This window comes from Streptomyces sp. NPDC050528 (assembly GCF_044457795.1).
Lineage (GTDB): Bacteria > Actinomycetota > Actinomycetes > Streptomycetales > Streptomycetaceae > Streptomyces.
In genome coordinates, this window is record NZ_JBITHH010000020.1 from 90,043 (window position 1) to 110,023 (window position 19,981).

Genomic DNA, 19,981 nt, shown 5'->3' on the forward strand with positions numbered 1-19,981 from the left:
TCGCGTCTTTGACGCTTTGCTTAGTTTACCTAAGGTGCGGCGGGATGGGTCCTGCGGATCTCACGTCTAGGGGTTCTACGGGTCGTACGGGCACGTCTACGGGTTCTACGGGTCTCACGTTATGCGCGAAAGGGGCGCCCGGCACGTTCGCCGCCGGGCGCCCCTTCTCGTCGTATCCGCAGGTCAGTCCCGCGTGCCGGTCAGTCCTCGCTGGGTGCGGCCGGGAGCTTGTCCTGAATGAGGGACATAACGGTCGAGTCGGTCAGCGTCGTGACGTCACCGAGCTCCCTGTTCTCCGCCACGTCCCGCAGCAGGCGGCGCATGATCTTGCCGGAGCGAGTCTTCGGCAGCTCGGCCACCGGGAGGATCCGCTTGGGCTTGGCGATCGGGCCCAGCACGCTGCCGACGTGGTTGCGCAGGTCGGCGACGAGGTTCTCGTCCTCGGCGTTCGCCGTGCCGCGCAGGATCACGAAGGCGACGATCGCCTGACCGGTCGTCTCGTCGGCGGCGCCCACCACGGCCGCCTCGGCGACGGCGGGGTGGGAGACGAGCGCCGACTCGACCTCGGTGGTGGAGATGTTGTGCCCGGACACGAGCATCACGTCGTCCACGCGGCCGAGCAGCCAGATGTCGCCGTCGTCGTCCTTCTTCGCGCCGTCACCGGCGAAGTACTTGCCTGGGAACCGCGACCAGTACGTGTCGAGGAACCGCTGGTCGTCGCCCCAGATCGTGCGGAGCATCGAGGGCCACGGCTCGGTCAGGACCAGGTAACCGCCGCCGCCGTTCGGGACCTCGTTGGCCTCGTCGTCGACGACTGTCGCGGAGATGCCGGGCAGCGGGGTCTGCGCGGAACCGGGCTTGGTCGCGGTCACGCCCGGCAGCGGCGAGATCATCATCGCGCCGGTCTCGGTCTGCCACCAGGTGTCCACGATCGGGGTCTTGTCGGCGCCGATGTGCTTGCGGTACCAGATCCACGCCTCGGGGTTGATCGGCTCGCCGACGGACCCCAGGATGCGGAGGGAGGACAGGTCGAACTTCGCGGGGATGTCGTCACCCCACTTCATGAACGTACGGATTGCGGTCGGCGCCGTGTACAGGATCGTCACCCCGTACTTCTGGACGATCTCCCAGAAGCGGCCCTGGTGCGGGGTGTCGGGGGTGCCCTCGTACATGACCTGGGTCGCGCCGTTCGCGAGCGGGCCGTAGACGATGTACGAGTGCCCGGTGACCCAGCCGACGTCGGCCGTGCACCAGTAGACGTCGGTCTCCGGCTTGAGGTCGAAGACGGCGTGGTGGGTGTACGCGGCCTGGGTGAGGTAGCCGCCGGAGGTGTGCAGGATGCCCTTGGGCTTACCCGTAGTACCCGAGGTGTACAGGATGAACAGCGGCTGCTCGGCCTCGAACGCCTCGGGCGTGTGCTCCGCCGACTGCCGGTCGACGATCTCGTGCCACCACACGTCCCGCTCGTCGTTCCACGCGACGTCCTGGCCCGTACGGCGGACCACGAGCACGTGCTCGACGCCGCTGTCCGCGCGGTCGACCGCGTCGTCCACGGCCGGCTTCAGCGCGGACGGCTTGCCGCGCCGCCAGCCGCCGTCCGTGGTGATGACGACCTTGGCGTCCGCGTCCTGGATGCGGGTCGCGAGCGCGTCCGCCGAGAAACCGCCGAACACCACCGAGTGCGCGGCGCCGATCCGCGCGCAGGCCAGCATCGCGACCGCGGTCTCCGGGATCATCGGCATGTAGACGGCGACCCGGTCGCCCTTCTGAACTCCCAGCTCCAGCAGGGCGTTCGCGGCCTTGGAGACCTCGTCCTGCAGCTCGGCGTAGGTGATCGCGCGGCTGTCGCCGGGCTCGCCCTCGAAGTGGATGGCGACGCGATCGCCGTTGCCCGCCTCGACGTGCCGGTCCACGCAGTTGTACGCCACGTTGAGCGTGCCGTCCTTGAACCACTTGGCGAACGGCGGGTTCGACCAGTCCAGCGTCTCGCTCGGCTCCTTCGCCCAGCTCAGTCGGCGGGCCTGCGCGGCCCAGAAGCCGAGCCGGTCAGCCTTGGCCTGCTCATACGCCTCCGCCGTGACATTGGCGTTCGCCGCCAGGTCGGCGGGGGGTGCGAACCTGCGCTCCTCGCGCAACAGGTTGGCCAGGCTTTCGTTGCTCACGGCATCTGCCTTTCCCAGGGTGTCCGTTGTGTCCCGGGCCAGCTCATCAGACCCGGGGGTCCGATGACAAGGGTCGTCGAAATATTGGTTTAGACCTGTCATCGGACCCGTGTGCGGACGCGTGTGGCGAGGGTCTTTCGTACCCACGGACGCCGGGTGAACAAGGTTCAGGCCGACATGTCCGCCACCCCCACGCGATCGAACAACCCGTCCCGGCTCTCCCCGTCCTCCTCGGTCAGCAAGTACGCCTGCGCCTCACCGACATGGAAGTACATCCCGTGCAGCTCCAACGCCCCTTCCCGCAAAGCCCGCTTCACGGACTCATGCCCCCGCAGATGCTCCAACTGCTGCACCACATTGGTCAGACACAACTGCTCTACGGCGTCGGCGGGCGCCCTTCCGGCCAACCGCGCCCAGGGCCGGCCGTCGTCGGCCATCCGCTCCAGGCTCGGCAGCCCGTGCCGCAGCCACCGCTTCAGCGGCGTCCGGGCGCCCCCGGGCTCGGAGTTGAGCAGCGCCTGCATGGCCCCGCACCCCGAGTGTCCGCACACCGTGATCGATCTCACGCGCAGCACGTCCACCGCGTACTCGATCGCCGCGGCCACCGAGTCGTCCCCGCTCTCCTCGCCGGGCGGCGGCACGAGGTTGCCCACGTTCCGCACGACGAACAGGTCGCCGGGACCACTGGAGGTGATCATCGACGTCACCAGCCGCGAGTCGGCACAGGTCAGGAAGAGCTGCGAGGGCCGCTGCCCTTCCTTGGCCAGCCGCGCCAGCTCGCCTCGCACGAGGGGTGCGGTGTCGCGCTGGAACGCGCTGATGCCACGGGCTAGTTGGTGGCCGCCGGGACCGGTGCCGGGGTTGGTGCCGGTGCCGGGGTGGGTGTCCGGACCGGTGCCTGTGCCTGCGCCGAGGTGGGGTCCGGTGCCAGGGTGGGTTCCGGGTCCGGGGTCGGTCGGCTCGGCGGTGCCGGGTGTGGGACGGCCCGTCGGCTGGTCCGTATGCTCGGCCGCCTGTCCGCCGGCCGGGGTGGAACGCCGGTGGTCGCACTGGTGGTTGCGCCAGGGCGTCCAGGGGTGGCAGCGGCAGGCGGTCGACGTTGTCGACGTCTTCGGCTCGCCGGTCGGAGCGTCGGCCGCGGTGCGGGCCGGAGCCTCGGTCGTCGTGCCGATCGTCGCGCCGGTCGCGGTGCCGGCCGGTGTCGCGTCACTTCCGGTGCGGCCCTGCTCGGTGTCGCGAACTCCCGTACGCCGCCCGGTGAGTTCGGCGGAGCCCCCGCGCGCGGTGTGCGCGTTCTGCCAGTCCTGCAGTGACTCGTACGCCGCGTGGTCCATGAACGAGCCGTCCAACTCCACGACGACGTGGGCGCCTTGGGGTACGAGATGCAGGATGCGGCTGAGCCGCGGCACCGCGAGGAACGTCAGCTGCCCTCGGACGTGTACGTGATGGACTCCTTCCTTCTCGTCGTGCTCGTGCGTGATGCGGGTGTGGGCAAGGCGGTTGAGGGCTACGGCCACGGCGACGGTGACCCCGAGGAGCACGCCCTCGAGGACGCCGAGGAAGACCACGCCGAGGGTGGTGACGGCGTAGACCAGCACTTCGCGGTGGCGGGTCACCGTGCGGATGTGGTGCAGGGACACCATCTGGATGCCGACGGCCATCACGAGTGCGGCGAGCGAAGCGAGCGGGATCAGCTCCAGCACCGGGACCATCAGCAGCGCGGCTACCACTACGAGAACGCCGTGCAGCATCGTGGAGTTCCGGCTCACGGCACCGGCTTGCACATTTGCCGAACTCCGTACGGCGACGCCCGCGACCGGCAGTCCGCCGAGGGCGCCGGAGACGATGTTGGCGGCGCCCTGGCCCAGCAGTTCGCGGTTGAGGTCGGAGCGGCCGACGCGGGCGGAGAGCCCGGGCTGCCCGGCGACCAGCTTGTCCACGGCGACGGCCCCGAGCAGCGACTGGACGCTGCACACCAGCGTGGTGGTGAGTACGGCGGCGGCGATGCCGAGCACCGGTCCCTCGGGAAGCCCGGCCAGCGCGTGGCTGCTCCACGACGGCAGGTCGACCTTGGCGAGGCTCAGCCCGGTGAGGGAGGCGGTGACGGTGGCCCCGGCGACGGCGATGAGCGCGGCCGGGATCTTGCGCATCAGATGCCCGAGCCGGCCGGGGACGCGCGGCCACAGCAGCAGAAGGGCCAGCGTCAGCACGCTCATCGCCACGTCGGCCGGGTGCAGGTCCGCCAACTGGGCAGGCAGGGCACGGAGGTTGGCGAGAACCGAACTCTGCGGGGTGCCGCCGAGCACGATGTGCAGCTGGGCGACGGCGATGGTGACGCCGATGCCGGCGAGCATGCCGTGCACGATCGCGGGGCTGACGGCGAGCGCGGTGCGGGCCACGCGCACGCAGCCCAGGGCGAGTTGGGCGAGACCGGCGAGGACGGTGATCCCGCAGGTCGTCCGCCAGCCGTAACGGTGGATCAGGTCGGCGGTGACCACGGTGAGTCCGGCGGCCGGGCCGCTGACCTGGAGGGGACAGCCGCCGAGCAGACCGGCGACGAGCCCGCCCGCGGCGGCGGCGACCAGGCCGGCCTGGAGAGGGGCGCCGGTGGCGAGGGCGATGCCGAGGGACAGGGGCAGGGCGATCAGGAAGACCGCGATGGAGGCCGACACATCGGCGCCCGCGATACGGAAGCGGCGGGGCGCGGGCGGCGGTGGGCTGTGGGGTGGGTGGACGCGCTTCGTCCGATTCGCGTTCGGATTCGAGTCGGTGGCGCGGGTGGGTACGCAGGCTGACATGTCTTCCCGTCTCCTCCGGGGCAGCGCGGTCGCGGAACTGGTGGTCCCCGTCGATGGCGGGGGTCGGTCGCGGCCGTGGGTCACGGCGTGCAGCGGCGGGATATCTCAACGCTCGGTAAATGGATCGTAATGCAGAGTAAAGGTCAAGCATAGACTTTGCGGGCAAATGGGCTAATAAGTCACCTCGTTGAGTGAAGTGTAAATTTCATCGGCTTGTCGTACTAATCCCACCTTCGGCCCCGTGCCACCTTGGCGCCGCTGCCGGGATTCCCGGCACATCGCCAGAGAACGCCCTGATCGGCGTCGGTCCGAACGAAGGAAGAAGGTGGGCGGACATGGCCGCCACCCAGAGGATCACCGCGGGCGCCGTGATCGCCGCGGCCTGTGCCGCGTCGCTCGCCGGTTGCGCGATCGGTGACAACGGTTCCCCGCAGGGAGCGCACGGTCCGCACAAGGCGGCGCCCGCCCCGGCACCCAAGAGCGGAGTCCGCCTGATCGGGGACGGCTCCACGTCGTACACCGGGGCGCAGCCGCATCTGCCCAGACCCGAGCGGCTCAAGCCCGGCCAGAAGCCCCCGCAGTTCGTGGTCTTCTCCTTCGACGGCGCCGGCGAGGACAGCCAGAAGCTGTTCTCCCACTTCCGCAAGGTCTCCAAGGCCAACCACGCGAACATGACGTACTTCCTCAGCGGCGTGTACATGCTGCCGGAGGACAAGCGCGACCTCTACAAGCCCCCGGAGCACTCGCCGGGCAGCTCGGACATCGGCTTCAACGACGAGCAGGGCATCGCCGACACCGTGAAGCAGCTGCGCCTGGCGTGGCTGGAGGGCAACGAGATCGGCACCCACTTCAACGGTCACTTCTGCGGCAAGAACGGCGGGGTCGGCGAGTGGTCGGTCGCCGAGTGGAAGAGCGAGATCGCCCAGGCGAAGCAGTTCGTGAAGACCTGGAAGACCAACTCCGGGATGAAGAAGGCGTCTTCGCTGCCCTTCGACTACGACAAGGAACTCGTCGGCGCCCGCACGCCCTGCCTGGAGGGCCAGGCCAACTTCATGAAGGCGGCGAGCCAGTTGGGCTTCCGCTACGACACCAGCGGGGTCAACGACCAGATCTGGCCCAAGAAGAAGGAAGGGCTGTGGGACCTGTCCATGCAGCTCGTCCCCTTCCCCGGCCACACCTACGAGCAGCTGACCATGGACTACAACTTCATGGTCAACCAGTCCGGCACGCAGACCCAGGGCGACCCCGACAAGTACGAGCAGTGGGGCGACGAGATGCGTGACGGCCTGCTCAAGGGCTTCGACCGCGCCTACGACGGCAACCGCGCGCCCCTGGTCATCGGCAACCACTTCGAGTCCTGGAACGGCGGCACCTACATGCGTGCCCTCGACGAGGTCATCGAGAAGGTCTGCAACAAGTCCGAGGTGCGCTGCGTGTCCTTCCGGGAACTGGCCGACTGGCTGGACGCCCAGGACCCGCAGACCCTGGCCAAGCTGCGCGGCCTGAACGTCGGCGAGGCACCGAAGGCGGGCTGGACGTCCTTCCTGACCGGCCGCCCCGCCCCGGCCCCGAAGGGCGTCCCCGGGGCGCCGGCGGTCAAGCAGTAGGCGCTGCCGGTCATGCGGTGAGCGGCAGTTGGGAGAGGGCGCGCCTCACGCATCGCTTCACACGGCGGCGGTGACGTTCTCGTCGAGCACGAACCCGGGGTCGACCTGCGCGGCCAGGTCGGCCCCGGTGCGCTCATTGCCCCAACTCTGCGCGTTCTTCAGGTGGAAGTGCACCGTCTGACGCGTGTAGCGCTCCCAGTCACGCAGTTCGTATGTCGCGTCGGCGGCGATCTCCAGCAGGCGCAGGGCGCGGCGGTTGGCGTCCTCCAGGAGCTCGAACCGGGGCGGCCGGCCCTTCTCCATGGCACGCACCCAGTCCGAGTGCCCCACCGTCACGAGCAGGTCGTCCCCGACTTCGGCGCGGAGGAAGTCGAGGTCGTCCTGGCCCTGCACCTTGTTGCCGACGACCTTCAGGGCGACTCCGAAGTCGCGGGCGTACTCCTTGTACTGGCGATAGACGGAGACCCCCTTCCGGGTCGGCTCGGCCACCAGGAACGTGATGTCGAAGCGGGTGAACATGCCGGAGGCGAAGGAGTCCGAGCCCGCCGTCATGTCCACCACGACGAACTCGTCGCGCCCGTCCACCAGGTGGTTCAGGCACAGCTCCACCGCTCCCGTCTTGGAGTGGTAGCAGGAGACCCCCAGGTCGGCGTCGGTGAAGGGGCCCGTGACCATCAAACGGACGGCGCCGCCGTCGAGTTCCACCGGTCGCGCGCAGGCGTCGTAGACCGGATTGTTCTCGCGCACCCGCAGCAGCCGGGAGCCCGCGCCGGGCGGGGTGGTCTTGATCATCGTGTCGGCGGAGGCGATGCGCGGGTTGGTGCCGCGCAAGTAGTCCTTGATCAGGGGGAGGTGCTCGCCGAGTGCGGGCAGTGCGGCGGCCTCGGACTCGTCCAGGCCGAGCGCGGGGCCCAGGTGCTGGTTGATGTCGGCGTCGACGGCGACGACCGGTTGGCCGGTGGCCGCGAGGTGGCGGACGAACAGGGAGGACAGGGTGGTCTTCCCGCTGCCGCCCTTCCCGACGAAAGCAATTTTCATGTTCGCGAAGCGTAGTCGTGACGTAGCTGTACGTGGCAGGTGTGCGTGAAGAAGACCACTCAATCGTGGGGCGGACGCCGGGGATGGCTACTGTCGCACTCATGAGTACGACAGGTGCGACCGCCGATCCGCTCGCGGCCCTGGGCACACTGCCCGGAGTGGCCGAGTCCGTCGAGTCCATGCGCAAGGCCGTGGACCGGGTCTACGGGCACCGCGTCATGCGGCGCCGCAGCAACGAGCTCACCGCCGAGGCGGCCCTGCGGGGTGCGCGTGGCTCGGCGGCGCTGTCCGGGGCCGACTGGGCACTCGAAGAGGTGCGTCGGCGTACCGACTTCAGCGGCGACACGGAGGCGCGCACCATGGGCGCGGCCCTCCGGTTGTCCTCCGAGGCGGGCCAACTCCTGTCCATCTGGCGGCAGTCGCCCCTACGGGTACTCGCCCGGTTGCACCTGGTGGCCGCCGCGAGTGACGACGACACGGTCGGCCGGCCGCGCCAGCAGGGGGAGCCGGTCGACGAGCCGCTCGTCGAACTGCCGTTGCCGAGCGCGGCCGAGCTGTCCGGTCGGCTGGACGGGCTCGCTGACCTGATCATCGCGGGCGGCTCGGCACCGGCGCTGGTGACGGCCGCCGTCGTGCACGGCGAACTGCTCGCCCTGCGCCCCTTCACCTCCCGCAACGGCCTGGTCGCGCGCACGGCCGAGCGGATCGTCCTCATCGGCAGCGGCCTCGACCCGAAGTCCGTCTGCCCGGCGGAGGTCGGCCACGCCGAACTGGGGCGCGCGGCCTACTTGGCGGCCCTGGACGGTTACGTGTCCGGCACCCCGGAGGGCATGGCCGCGTGGATCGCGCACTGTGGCAGGGCGGTCGAGTTGGGCGCTCGCGAGTCGACGGCGGTCTGCGAGGCCCTGCAGCGCGGCGCCGCCTAGAAGTGGACCTTGATATGAAAAAAGGCCCCCTACTGGGGGGCCGTTACAGGGTTGCGGCGGTACGAGGATTCGTACCGCCGCTGGCATGTTCCACCGGGTTACCAAGCGTCCTCGAAATATTGCCCATCAGGTCGGGAACATTGCCCGTCGCCTGGTGCGGCTGGCCCGTAATCGACGGGTCGACGTCGCGTGGGTGCTCGGTGTTCATGCGCGGTCCGTGGGGCCAAATGCGTTATTAAGGTGATCCTTTCGGATGTCCTTGGTCTCGCGGGCCGTTAAACCCTTTGTACTCCAGCCCTGGAGGAAGCGGAACCCCTGGCCGCGCTTCTTTACTTTTACGTTCAAAGGGTCACTAACCGGCGTAAACGGTCGCCGCCTTGCGCCGGCTCGCGTACCAGACGAGCCCCGCCGTGGCCGCCGCCGCACCCACGGCCGCCGCCACGACCAGCGCCGGGCGGGGCGGTACGGAGAGCGCGGGCAGCCGCTGCTTGAGCCGGACCGGGCGATTGAAGTCCAGAATCGGCCACCCGCGCGCGAGTGCCTCGCGGCGCAGCGTGCGGTCCGGGTTCACGGCGTAGGGGTGGCCCACGGACTCCAGCATCGGCACATCGGTCGCCGAGTCGCTGTAGGCGTAGCAGCGGTCGAGGTCGTACCCCTCGGACTGCGCCAGCTCCCTGATCGCCTCGGCCTTCGTCGGGCCGTACGCGTAGTACTCCACCTCGCCCGTGAAGCAGCCGTCGTCGCCCACGACCATGCGGGTCGCCACCACCCGGTCCGCGCCCAGGAGTTCACCGATCGGCTCGACCACCTCGGCGCCCGACGTGGACACGATCACCACGTCGCGGCCGGCCGTGTGGTGCTCCTCGATGAGGGAGGCCGCCTCGTCGTAGATGATCGGGTCGATCAGGTCGTGCAGCGTCTCGGCGACGATCTCCTTGACCTGTTGGACGTTCCAGCCGCGGCAGAGTGCGGACAGGTACTTGCGCATCCGCTCCATCTGGTCGTGGTCGGCGCCGCCGGTGAGGAAGACGAACTGCGCATAGGCGGTCCGCAGTGCGGCCCTGCGGTTGATCAGTCCGCCTTGGTAGAAGGACTTGCCGAAGGTGAGCGTGCTCGACTTCGCAATGACCGTCTTGTCCAGGTCAAAGAAGGCTGCTGTGCGGGGCAAGGAGTGGCTTTCCACAACCCAGAGCATAGGCGCAGCCCATTCGGCGTAAGGTGAGGCGCGTGGGTTTGCCTGAGAGGCCTCTCGGGTACACCATGGAAGTCACGGATCGTTCGCGACCGTGCTAACGCGGTCCGGCTCCTCCCCCCCCCCGAGTCGGCCGTGAAGGCGACCCCCACTCTCCCCCCCGGTGGGGGTCGTCGCATGTCCGGACACGTTTTCCTCCCTGCGCGTGGTCGTGGGGCCAGACCGAGGCGGCTGGTGCCGCCTTTTTTCATGCCCAGAACCCGTCACTGTGCGTAGTTGGCGGACTGCGCTGCGGAACTCGCACAGAGGGCAGTACAGGGGTCACCGGTATGGGTGAAGGCGATATTCACAGGCCCTGAGTTGTCCACAGTTTTCGACCAAGATCCACATGATTTCCGCGATGCCCGCACCGTGATTCCAACGCGTCCTCGCTCGCGGCGAGTTCATGACCCGTTCCGTTTGCCGGACGCGTTTGGCCGGTTTCTGTCGGCCGTGCATAAGGAGGGCCGGTCACCGGTTCTCCGCACGTTTGGGAATCGCGGGGCCGCAGGGGCGACGCGAGAGACACACAGCGATGGGGGATGGAAAACATGGCCGGAACTGTCACACACGATCCGCCGCACGCCGCCGGCGGTCGACAGGGCGGACCGCTGATCGTCACCGAGGACGTCGAGCTCCTCGACGACCTGCTGCGCCTGTGCGCGGCGGCCGGCGCGACACCCGAGGTCCATCACGGGGTGCCGGAGCGCCAGGGCGGCTGGGAGACGGCACCGCTCGTCCTGGTCGGCGACGACGCGGCCCGCCGGGTGCGCGGGGCGGCCCGACGGCGCGGGGTGGTGCTGGTCGGCCGGGACCAGGACGACTCCGGGGTCTGGCGGCGAGCCGTCGAGATCGGCGCCGACCACGTCCTGATGCTGCCCGACGGCGAACAGTGGCTCGTCGACCGCATCGCCGACGTGGCCGAGGGGGTCGGCCGCCCCGCGCTCACCGTGGGCGTCATCGGCGGCCGCGGCGGGGCCGGAGCGTCCACGCTCGCGTGCGCCCTCGCCGTCACCTCCGCGCGTGAGGGGCTGCGCACGCTCCTGGTGGACGCGGATCCGCTGGGCGGCGGACTCGACGTACTCCTCGGCGGCGAGACGGCGGAGGGCCTGCGCTGGCCCGCGTTCGCCGCCTCGCGCGGCCGGGTCGGCGGCGGCGCCCTGGAGGAGTCCCTCCCGGAACTCCACTCGCTCCGGGTCCTCAGCTGGGACCGCGGGGACTGCGTCGCGATCCCGCCCCAAGCGGTACGGGCGGTGCTCGCCGCGGCCCGACGACGCGGCGGCACGGTCGTGGTCGACCTGCCCCGCCGCATCGACGACGGGGTCGCCGAGGCCCTCGCCCAACTCGACGTCGGCCTCCTGGTGGTCCCCGCCGAACTCCGCGCCGTAGCGGCGGCCGGCCGCGTCGCGTCCGCCGTCGGCATGATCCTGCGCGACCTCCGCGTGGCCGTACGCGGCCCGTACGCCCCCGGCCTCGACGACCGGGAGGTGGCCCGCCTCCTGGGCCTGTCCCTGGCAGGTGAAGTACCGGTCGAATCAGGGCTGTTGCGACCACACGAGGGCAAGGCGCCGCCGGGGACGGCGGGGAGGGGGCCGTTGGCGCGGTTCTGCCGGGAGTTCTTGGAGCGGGCGTTGGTCGAGGTGGGTGGCGTATGAGGCGGGTGGTGTGGGCTTCGGGTGAGGTCGAGGTGAGTGGGGTCGTCAGGGTCGAGCGGGTGCGGGGTTCAGCGAGGGGTTCGGGTGAGGCCGGGGTGAGTGGGGCGATCGGGCGGGAGCGGGTGGGGGCTGTGGGTGGGGTCGGGGTGAGTGGGGCGGCCGGGGTTGAGCGGGTGCGGGATTCCGTGGGGGCTTCGGGGCGGTGGGCTTCGAGTGAGGGTGGGGTCAGTGGCGAGGCGGCGGTGCCTGTCGGACTGCTCGACGGTGTGCGGCGGTGGTTGGCCGAGAGTGGGGGTGAGCCGACGCCTGCGCGGGTGGCGCAGGCGTTGCGGGAGCAGGGGCGGGTGCTGGGGGACGCCGAAGTCCTGGGCGCGGCTGAGCAGTTGAGGTCCGAGCTGGTGGGCAGTGGCCCGCTGGAGTCCCTGCTCGCCGATCCCTCCGTGACCGACGTCCTCGTGTCGGCCCCGGACCGGGTGTGGGTCGACCGGGGCGGCGGCCTGGAGCTGACCACGGTCTCCTTCCCGGACGCGGCAGCCGTACGACGTCTCGCGCAGCGCCTGGCCGCGGTGGCCGGACGCCGACTGGACGACGCCCGTCCCTGGGCCGACGCGCGGTTGCCCGACGGGACCCGTCTGCACGCGGTGCTGCCCCCGGTCGCCGTCGGTTGTACCTGTCTGTCGCTGCGTGTCGTACGGCCGCGCGCGTTCACGCTCGACGAACTGGTCACGGCGGGCACGGTGCCGCCGGGCGGGGACCGCATCTTGCGGGCGCTCATCGAGGCACGGCTGTCGTTCCTGATCAGCGGTGGCACGGGCAGCGGCAAGACGACGTTGCTGAGCGCGCTGTTGGGGCTCGTCGGACCGGGTGAGCGGATCGTGCTGGCCGAGGACTCGGCGGAGTTGAAGCCGGACCACCCGCACGTCGTACGGCTGGAGAGCAGACCCGCCAACCAGGAGGGCGCCGGGCTCGTCACGCTCCAGGACCTCGTCCGCCAGGCACTCCGGATGCGACCGGACCGGCTGGTCGTCGGTGAGGTGCGAGGGCCTGAGGTTGTCCACCTCCTCGCTGCCCTCAACACGGGCCATGAGGGCGGCTGCGGGACCGTCCATGCCAATGCGGCGGCCGATGTCCCGGCCCGCCTGGAGGCCCTGGGTACGGCCGCGGGCCTTGATCGGGCCGCGCTGCACAGCCAGTTGGCGGCCGCGTTGTCGGTGGTCCTGCATCTCGTACGGGATCGGGCCGGGCGGCGACGGATCGCCGAGGTGCATGTCCTGGAGCGGGATGCGTCGGGGTTGGTGCGGACGGTGCCGGCGTTGCGGTGGGGGGTGGAGGCGTTCGCGTACGAGCGGGGGTGGGAGCGGTTGCGGGCGTTGATTCGGGGTGGGGGTGACGGGGGTTAGGGGCGGGAGTGGTCGCGGGGCTGGGTGTTGTGCGGGGTTCGGCGGCGGGTGAGTTCGGAGGAGTGGCGGACGTGAGTGCGGGACGGGTGGCAGTGGCGGCGAGTGGGAGTGGTGATCGGTGTGGCGATGAGTGAGGTGTCGGTCGGGGTGGCCGCGGTGTGTGTCGGGGGGCTGGTCTGGTTGATGGGCGGGCGGCAATCCGGGGCTCGGCGGGCGGAGTTGTTGTTCGCGGGTGGTGGGGGCGTGGGGGTTGGGCCGCCGTCTTGGGGGCGGGTCTTGGACGAACTGCGGCGGATTCGGGGGCGGTTGCGGGGCGAGTGGTGGGCGCTGGGTGTCGGGGTGGTGCTGGCGGTGTTGGGGGCCTCGGTCATTCCGGTTGTCGCGGGGGCGGTCGGGGTGCCGTTGCTGCGGCGGGTGCGGATCGCCGGGGAGGCGCGGCGGGTGCGGGAGTTGCGCGGGGACGCGGTGATCGGGCTGTGCTCGGTGCTCGCCGGTGAGGTGCGGGCCGGGCGGCAGCCGGGGGAGGCGTTGCTGCGGGCGGCGCTCGACTCGGGTGGGCTCGGTGAGGCGCAGGCCGGGGTGTTGGCGGCGGCGCGGTTCGGCGGGGATGTGCCGGGGGCGCTCGCCTCGGCGGCACGGCAGCCGGGTGCGGAGGGGTTGTTGGGGCTGGCCGCGTGTTGGCGGGTTGCCGTGGATCAGGGGGCCGGGCTTGCGGCGGGGCTGGATCGGCTCGAAGGGGCGTTGCGGGCGGACCGGGATCAACGGGCCGATCTTCGGGCGCAGTTGGCGGGGGCGCGGGCTACTGCGGTGATGCTCGCCGGGTTGCCGGTGCTCGGGTTGTTGTTGGGGGCGGCGATGGGGGCCGATCCGTTGCGGGTGCTGTTGCACAGCGGGGCGGGGGTGGGGTGCCTGGTGGTTGGGGGGTTGTTGGAGGGGCTGGGGTTGTGGTGGGCGATGCGGATTGTGCGGGGGGTGGAGGCGGGGTGAGTGCGGGAGTGGTCGTTGTCGGGAGGAGGGGTGCGGGTGGGGGTGGGGCCGGGTTGGGGGTGGGTGGTTTCGGTTGTGGGCGGGGTGCGGGTGGGTGGGGGCTTGTCGCGCAGTTCCCCGCGCCCCTTAGGGCATCGGGGTGGGCGGGGTGTCGGGGATCGCCCAGTCGTCGCGGGGCCTGAGGGGATCCGGTGCTCGGTGAGAGTCCGGAGCGGTGTGGGTGTGGAAGTTGGGCGGAGTCGGCGGGAGGAGGCGGCGTGAGTGGGGAAGTTGTCCACAGGCTGGGGGTTGTTTTGGGGGCGGTGTTGGTCGTGGGGTGGGTGGTGCGGTGGCTGGACGGGGTGCGGTGTGAGCGGCGGGCGCGGCGGCGACTGGCCGGGCTGCTGCTTCGGGAGCCCCGGGAAGTCCGAGGAGTTCGGGAAGTCCGTGAAGGGGTGGCTGCCGGGCGGCGGTTCGAGGGTCGGGACGTTGCGCGGCGGTGGTTGCCCGGCGTGGGTGTGGTGGGCGCCGGGTGGGTGTTGGTCGGTGGGGTCGGCGGGGTTGTCGTGGGTGCTGTCGTCGCCGTCGGGCTGTGGCAGTGGCGGCGTCGGCAGGTGGCCGATGACTCCGTCGCCGAGCGCGATGCCGTGACCGCCGCCCGCCAACTCCCCCTCGCCGCCGATCTGCTGGCCGCGTGCATCGCCGCCGGAGCCTCACCGGTGATCGCCTCCCAGGCCGTCGGAGAGGCCCTCACAGGGCCCCTGGGGGAACGGCTGGCGCGTGCGGCGGCGGAGGTACGGCTCGGTGGTGAACCGGCCGATGCCTGGCGGAGGTTGGCCGCACTGCCGGGCGCCGGCCCGTTGGCCCGGCTGCTCGAACGGGCCGACGAGTCGGGGCTCCCCGCCGCCGGACCGGTCGCCCGGCTCGCGGCGGAGGCCCGCGCCGACTGGACCCGCACCGCGACGGCACGGGCTCGGCGGGCGGCCGTACTGATCACCGCGCCGGTGGGGCTGTGCTTCCTGCCCGCGTTCATCGCGGTCGGCGTGCTGCCCGTGGTGATCGGGCTCGCGGGCGGGGCGGCGGGAGGGGGTGGCGGCTGACGGGAGGAGCGAGCGGTGACGGACGTATGACGAAGAACGGCTGACGTATGACGGGCCATCGCTGAACCTCAGCGGTCGGCCGAGCGAGCAAGTGAACCGACAGGAACCTCACGGGGGTTGAGATGTACAAGGCAGTGCAGGCAATGCAGACGGCAGTGGTGTGGGTGGCGCGAGCGGTACGGGTCCGGCGGGGCGCGGTGGCTCGTGGGGACGCCGGGATGGCCACCGCCGAGTACGCGATGGGGCTGGTCGCGGCGGTGGCGTTCGCGGTGGTGCTCTACAAGGTGGTGACCAGTGGGGCGGTCAGCGCGGAGTTGCAGAGCATCGTGAAGCGGGCCCTCGATGCGAAGGTGTGAACGGCGGGGCGGGGACCGGGGGTTCGTGACGGCGGAGGCGGCCGTGGTCCTGCCCGTGCTGGTGATGTTCGCGATGGCGCTGGTGTGGGGGCTGTTGGTGGTGGCCGCGCAGATCCAGTGCGTGGACGCGGCTCGTTCGGGCGCCCGGGCGGCGGCTCGGCAGGACCCGGCCGACTCGGTTGTGCAGGTGGTTCGGGAGACGGCACCGCGTGGCGCGAAGGTCACCGTTGCCCGGGAGGGCGACCAGGTCCATGTGGTCGTGGTCGCGAAACCGCCGGTGCTGAGCGGGCTCCCCTTCGAAGTGCGGGAGGAGGCCGTGGCGTTGGCGGAGGAGACGGTGGGCGAGGGGAGGGCGGGACCGTGAGGTGTCGTAGCGGGGCTGTGCGACAGGTGATCCCGGCTCTGGGGCGTCTGATCGCGGCTCGGTGGTGCGGGAGGTCCCGTCACTCCGACCGTGGGTCCGCCACCGTGTGGAGCCTCGGGGCGATGGCCGTGATGTGTGTCGTGTTCGGGGTCGTGCTCGCCCTGGGGCAGGCCGTCGTGGCCCGGCACCGTGCGGCCGGGGGTGCGGATCTCGCGGCGCTCGCGGCGGCCGATCACTGGGCGGAGGGCAGTGCGGGGGCCTGCGCCCGGGCCGAGCGGGTGGCGCGGGCGCAGGGGACGCGGTTGGTGCGGTGCGGGATCGTGGGCGAGACGTCGGACGTGACGGCTTCGGCGGGCCGGGGGCCGTTCGCGGCGGAGGTCAGGTCACGGGCGGGGCCTGCGGGACCGGTACCGCCACCGGCGTCCGCACCGGCGACTGCACCACCGCCCCCTGCGGCACCGGTGCCTGCCCCTCCACCAGGCCCTGCACCACCGCCGCCCGCGTCCCCAGCGGAGCCGGCCCCACCGGCACCCTGAGCCGCAGCCGCAGCCGCAGCCGCAGCCGCAGCCGCAGCCGCAGCCGCAGCCGCAGCGACGCCGGAGCGCACCGACACCGCAGCGCACCGCCGCCGTAGCCGGTCCGCAGCCCGCCCGTTAAACCCCGCCCACCCTCTCCCCGGGCACCCCGCCCACATCCCCCGGCACCTCTTGCGCAACCCCCGGCACCCCTCGCCCATCCTCTGGAGCCCCTCGCCCGTCCCCCGGAGCCCCCCGCAACAGCTCCGTCAGCAACCGCACAGCCCCCCGCTTGTGCAACGGCTCGTTGCCGTTGCCGCACTTGGGGGACTGGATGCAGGACGGGCAGCCGGCGTCGCATTCGCAGGAGGCGATGGCCTGGAGGGTGGCGGTGAGCCAGGCGCTGGCGGTGTGGAAGGCGCGTTCCGCGAAGCCCGCGCCGCCCGGGTGGCCGTCGTAGACGAAGACCGTGGGGAGCAGGGTGTCGGGGTGCAGGGGGACGGACACGCCGCCGATGTCCCAGCGGTCGCAGGTGGCGAAGAGAGGGAGCATGCCGATCGAGGCGTGTTCGGCGGCGTGGAGGGCGCCGCCGAGGATTTCGGGGTTGATGCGGGCGGCGTCGAGTTGGTCCTCCGTGACCGTCCACCAGACGGCGCGGGTGCGCAGGGTGCGCGGGGGGAGGTCGAGTTTGGACTCGCCCAGGACCTCGCCGGTGATGACACGGCGGCGGAGGAAGGAGACGACCTGGTTGGTGACTTCGACGGAGCCGTAGCACAACCGGCCCTGGCCCCAAGGGAGTTCGATGTCCGTCTCCAGGACGGAGATCGCCGTGGTGTCGCGGGCGACCGTCGAGTAGGGCGGGTTGGCCTCCTCGACCAGGGCCACCGAGTCCTCCAGGTCCAGGGTGCGGACCAGGTACGTGTGGCCCTGGTGGAGGTGGACCGCGCCCTCGTGGACGGACGTGTGGGAGGCGGCCTCGTCGACCGTGCCCAGGAGGCGGCCCGTGCCGTTCTCGACGACCTGGACCGGGCGGCCGCCCCCGCCGCGAATGTCGGTGAGGTCGGCGGCCCGTTCGCGGCGGGTCCAGTGCCAGGCCTTCGCGCGGCGGCGGAGCAGTTTCGCCGACTCCAGCTGCGGGAGCAGGTCCGCTGTCGCCGGGCCGAAGAGGGTCAAGTCCTCTTCGGTGAGCGGGAGTTCGGCTGCCGCCGCGCACAAGTGGGGGGCCAGGACGTACGGGTTGTCCGGGTCCAGGACCGTGGATTCCACCGGTTGGTCGAAGAGGGCTTCCGGGTGGTGGACGAGGAACGTGTCCAGGGGGTCGTCTCGGGCCACCAGGATGGCCAGTGCTCCCCGGCCGGAGCGTCCGGCGCGGCCCGCCTGTTGCCAGAGGGAGGCTCGGGTGCCGGGGTAGCCGGCGATCAGGACGGCGTCCAACCCCGAGACGTCGATGCCGAGTTCGAGGGCGGTGGTGGCGGCGAGGCCGAGCAACTCGCCGGAGTGGAGGGCGCGTTCGAGGGCGCGGCGCTCCTCGGGGAGGTAGCCGCCGCGGTAGGCGGCGACCCTGCGGGCCAGGGAGCGGTCGACCTCGGCGAGGCGTTCCTGGGCGATCAGCGCGATCAGCTCGGCGCCGCGCCGGGACCGTACGAAGGCCACCGAGCGGACGCCCTGGACGGCGAGGTCGGTGAGGAGGTCGGCCGTCTCGGCGGTGGCCGTGCGGCGAACGGGTGCGCCCTTCTCGCCGTGGAGTTCGGTGAGCGGGGGTTCCCAGAGGGCGAACACCAGTTCACCGCGGGGTGAGGCGTCGTCGGCGACCTCGACGACCGGGAGGCCGGTGAGGCGGCGGGCGGCGACCGAGGGCTCGGCGGCGGTGGCGGAGGCGAGGAGGAAGACGGGGGAGGAGCCGTAGCGGGCGCAGAGGCGGCGCAGGCGGCGCAGGACCTGGGCGACGTGGGAGCCGAAGACGCCCCGGTAGGTGTGGCACTCGTCGATGACGACGTACTTCAGGGACTTCAGGAAGGAGGACCAGCGCGGGTGCGAGGGCAATATGCCGCGGTGGAGCATGTCGGGGTTGGTCAGGACGTAGTTGGCGTACTGGCGTACCCACTCGCGCTCTTCGAACGGAGTGTCGCCGTCGTACACGGCCGGGCGAACGGCATTGCCCAGCGGTTGTGAAAGTTCCTTCACGGAGCGGAGCTGGTCCGCTGCCAGGGCTTTTGTGGGGGCCAGGTAGAGCGCGGTGGTGCCGCGGCCGTTCGGTGCCTCGGAGCCGTCCAGGAGCGCCGAGAGGACCGGTACCAGATAAGCCAGCGACTTGCCCGAGGCGGTGCCTGTGGCAACGATCACTGAGTCGCCGTCCAGGGCGTGCTCGGCCGCCTGTGCCTGGTGGGCCCAGGGGTGTTCGACACCGGCTTCCTGGACGGTGGCGATCACCTCCGCGCGAATCCGGTCAGGCCAGACGGCATGGCGGCCCGCACGTGGGGGCAAGTGCTCCGTATGAGTGATGCGCGAAGCCCGGCTCGGTCCCGACGCGAGTCGGTCCAGAACCGTGCTCGGCGAGAGCCCGGAGACGGGGTTCGCCGAGGGTCGATCGGTTCGCTGATTCTTGGCCATCGGCACCGAGTGTGTCACTGGCGTGACGGACAATGGAGCCAAGGCGTCGTGCACGCCCTGCGGTAAGTGATTGAATGCCATCGCGGCTGGCGAACCGTCCTGGGGGCTCTGCCGAGGTGTCCCATGGGATGACCGCTCGATAGCAAGGTGCTGGAGGATCCGTGGACCTGTCCCTGTCGACCCGTACCGTCGGCGATCGTACGGTCGTCGAGGTCGGTGGCGAAATCGACGTATATACCGCGCCCAAGTTGCGCGAACAGCTGGTCGAGCTGGTGAACGACGGGAGTTTCCACCTCGTCGTGGACATGGAGGGAGTCGACTTCCTCGACTCCACCGGGCTCGGTGTGCTGGTCGGCGGCCTGAAGCGGGTGCGTGCCCACGAGGGCTCGCTGCGCCTGGTCTGCAACCAGGAGCGCATTCTGAAGATCTTCCGTATCACCGGCCTCACCAAGGTGTTCCCGATTCACACCTCGGTCGAGGAAGCGGTGGCGGCCACCGACTGACCGACCGTTCCGGGAGCGGCGTGTGACCGCTCCCCGATCGGCCGTATAGACGACCGGTGGACCGGGCTTTCGGCAGCCCGGCCCTCCGACAGCACGCCCGTAGTCCCGAGGGGGATGCATGGCCACCGTTGAACTCCGCTTCAGCGCGCTGCCCGAGCACGTCAGGACCGCCCGACTGGTGGCGGCAGCGGTGGCGCGCAGGGCCGGAGTGGACGAGGCCGTACTCGACGAGGTGAGACTCGCCGTCGGCGAGGCCTGCACCCGTGCCGTCGGGCTGCACCAGAGCAGTGGGATCACCGCCCCGGTGAAGGTGCTGCTGATCGAGGAGGAGAAGCAGTTCTCCATCGAGGTCGGCGACGAGGCACCGCGCTCGGCTCCCGGCGACAAGGCGCCCGGGTCCCTGGGTGACGATCCGGACGCGGAGACCGAGGAGGACGAGATGGGCCTCGCTGTCATCAGCGGGCTCGTCGATGACGTCGAGGTCACCGCGGGGGAGCACGGCGGATCGATCCGTATGACCTGGCCGACGACACCGCCGGCCACGATGCTTTCCTGAGACCCGCCGCACATCACAGCCGAAGGGCCCTGCTGAGCAGGGCCCTTCGGCATTTCCGGGAGAGGCCGGCCGGGGTGTGTTTCCGGGCGTATCCCGGGCGTATCCCCGCGCGACCGAATTCGTGAATGAATTCACGATCAATGCGGATCGACGTCCCGATCATCGATTTGATCGGCGCCCCGATAATTTGATCA

At 71.0% G+C, this 19,981-nt stretch carries 17 protein-coding genes; 11 read left to right on the forward strand and 6 right to left on the reverse strand.

Translation table 11 applies throughout. The features are described from left to right. Positions 1 to 200: 200 nt before the first annotated feature. Together acs and ACIBK4_RS46500 are read right to left on the reverse strand one after the other, a co-directional pair. Positions 201 to 2,204: an acetate--CoA ligase gene (gene acs, locus ACIBK4_RS46495; RefSeq protein ID WP_399005697.1), complete on the reverse strand. Its 2,004-nt coding sequence runs from the start codon at positions 2,202 to 2,204 to the stop codon at positions 201 to 203. A 125-nt stretch (positions 2,205 to 2,329) separates the two neighbouring features. Beyond that, complete coding sequence (locus tag ACIBK4_RS46500) at positions 2,330 to 4,960, reverse strand: bifunctional SulP family inorganic anion transporter/carbonic anhydrase (RefSeq protein ID WP_399005548.1); 2,631 nt, start codon at positions 4,958 to 4,960, stop codon at positions 2,330 to 2,332. A 335-nt stretch (positions 4,961 to 5,295) separates the two neighbouring features. On the opposite strand from ACIBK4_RS46500, the gene ACIBK4_RS46505 reads away from it, so the two are divergent. Next, entirely contained in the window at positions 5,296 to 6,567 is a 1,272-nt protein-coding gene (locus ACIBK4_RS46505; protein WP_399005550.1) for a hypothetical protein, read from the forward strand. A gap of 57 nt (positions 6,568 to 6,624) precedes the next feature. On the opposite strand, the gene ACIBK4_RS46510 is transcribed toward ACIBK4_RS46505, so the two are convergent. Next, positions 6,625 to 7,605, reverse strand: a complete 981-nt coding sequence (locus ACIBK4_RS46510; protein ID WP_399005552.1) for an ATP-binding protein — start codon at positions 7,603 to 7,605, stop codon at positions 6,625 to 6,627. A gap of 101 nt (positions 7,606 to 7,706) precedes the next feature. Here ACIBK4_RS46510 and ACIBK4_RS46515 point away from each other — a divergent pair, with 101 nt between their 5' ends. After that, positions 7,707 to 8,531: an oxidoreductase gene (locus tag ACIBK4_RS46515; RefSeq protein WP_399005554.1), complete on the forward strand. Its 825-nt coding sequence runs from the start codon at positions 7,707 to 7,709 to the stop codon at positions 8,529 to 8,531. A gap of 43 nt (positions 8,532 to 8,574) precedes the next feature. On the opposite strand, the gene ACIBK4_RS46520 is transcribed toward ACIBK4_RS46515, so the two are convergent. After that, a complete protein-coding gene (locus ACIBK4_RS46520; RefSeq protein ID WP_399005556.1) occupies positions 8,575 to 8,739 on the reverse strand; it encodes a hypothetical protein in 165 nt (54 codons plus the stop codon). Between the two features lie 144 nt (positions 8,740 to 8,883). After that, entirely contained in the window at positions 8,884 to 9,726 is an 843-nt protein-coding gene (locus ACIBK4_RS46525; protein WP_399005558.1) for an HAD family hydrolase, read from the reverse strand. Positions 9,727 to 10,313: 587 nt separating this feature from the next. Between ACIBK4_RS46525 and ssd the strand changes: the two genes are divergently transcribed. The 7 genes from ssd (at position 10,314) to ACIBK4_RS46560 (ending at position 16,139) form a co-directional block, all read left to right on the forward strand. Next, positions 10,314 to 11,417: a septum site-determining protein Ssd gene (ssd, locus tag ACIBK4_RS46530; protein ID WP_399005560.1), complete on the forward strand. Its 1,104-nt coding sequence runs from the start codon at positions 10,314 to 10,316 to the stop codon at positions 11,415 to 11,417. 242 nt (positions 11,418 to 11,659) lie between these two features. After that, positions 11,660 to 12,817 (forward strand): TadA family conjugal transfer-associated ATPase, encoded by a 1,158-nt coding sequence (locus ACIBK4_RS46535; protein WP_399005562.1) that lies wholly within the window; start codon positions 11,660 to 11,662, stop codon positions 12,815 to 12,817. A 126-nt stretch (positions 12,818 to 12,943) separates the two neighbouring features. Further along, on the forward strand, positions 12,944 to 13,804 hold the full coding sequence (locus ACIBK4_RS46540) for a type II secretion system F family protein (protein ID WP_399005564.1): 861 nt from the start codon (positions 12,944 to 12,946) through the stop codon (positions 13,802 to 13,804). A 257-nt stretch (positions 13,805 to 14,061) separates the two neighbouring features. After that, positions 14,062 to 14,883, forward strand: a complete 822-nt coding sequence (locus ACIBK4_RS46545) for a type II secretion system F family protein (protein WP_399005566.1) — start codon at positions 14,062 to 14,064, stop codon at positions 14,881 to 14,883. Positions 14,884 to 15,005: 122 nt separating this feature from the next. Then, complete coding sequence (locus ACIBK4_RS46550) at positions 15,006 to 15,239, forward strand: DUF4244 domain-containing protein (protein WP_399005568.1); 234 nt, start codon at positions 15,006 to 15,008, stop codon at positions 15,237 to 15,239. Beyond that, positions 15,226 to 15,603 (forward strand): TadE family type IV pilus minor pilin, encoded by a 378-nt coding sequence (locus tag ACIBK4_RS46555; protein ID WP_399005570.1) that lies wholly within the window; start codon positions 15,226 to 15,228, stop codon positions 15,601 to 15,603. Before ACIBK4_RS46550 ends, ACIBK4_RS46555 begins: the two co-directional genes overlap by 14 nt. Positions 15,604 to 15,725: 122 nt before the next feature. Continuing rightward, positions 15,726 to 16,139 (forward strand): Rv3654c family TadE-like protein, encoded by a 414-nt coding sequence (locus ACIBK4_RS46560; protein WP_399005572.1) that lies wholly within the window; start codon positions 15,726 to 15,728, stop codon positions 16,137 to 16,139. 117 nt (positions 16,140 to 16,256) lie between these two features. On the opposite strand, the gene ACIBK4_RS46565 is transcribed toward ACIBK4_RS46560, so the two are convergent. Then, on the reverse strand, positions 16,257 to 18,809 hold the full coding sequence (locus ACIBK4_RS46565; protein WP_399005574.1) for a DEAD/DEAH box helicase: 2,553 nt from the start codon (positions 18,807 to 18,809) through the stop codon (positions 16,257 to 16,259). Between the two features lie 80 nt (positions 18,810 to 18,889). Here ACIBK4_RS46565 and bldG point away from each other — a divergent pair, with 80 nt between their 5' ends. Together bldG and ACIBK4_RS46575 are read left to right on the forward strand one after the other, a co-directional pair. Continuing rightward, on the forward strand, positions 18,890 to 19,231 hold the full coding sequence (bldG, locus tag ACIBK4_RS46570) for an anti-sigma factor antagonist BldG (RefSeq protein WP_003975386.1): 342 nt from the start codon (positions 18,890 to 18,892) through the stop codon (positions 19,229 to 19,231). A 118-nt stretch (positions 19,232 to 19,349) separates the two neighbouring features. Continuing rightward, on the forward strand, positions 19,350 to 19,787 hold the full coding sequence (locus tag ACIBK4_RS46575) for an ATP-binding protein (protein ID WP_399005576.1): 438 nt from the start codon (positions 19,350 to 19,352) through the stop codon (positions 19,785 to 19,787). Positions 19,788 to 19,981: the final 194 nt, after the last annotated feature.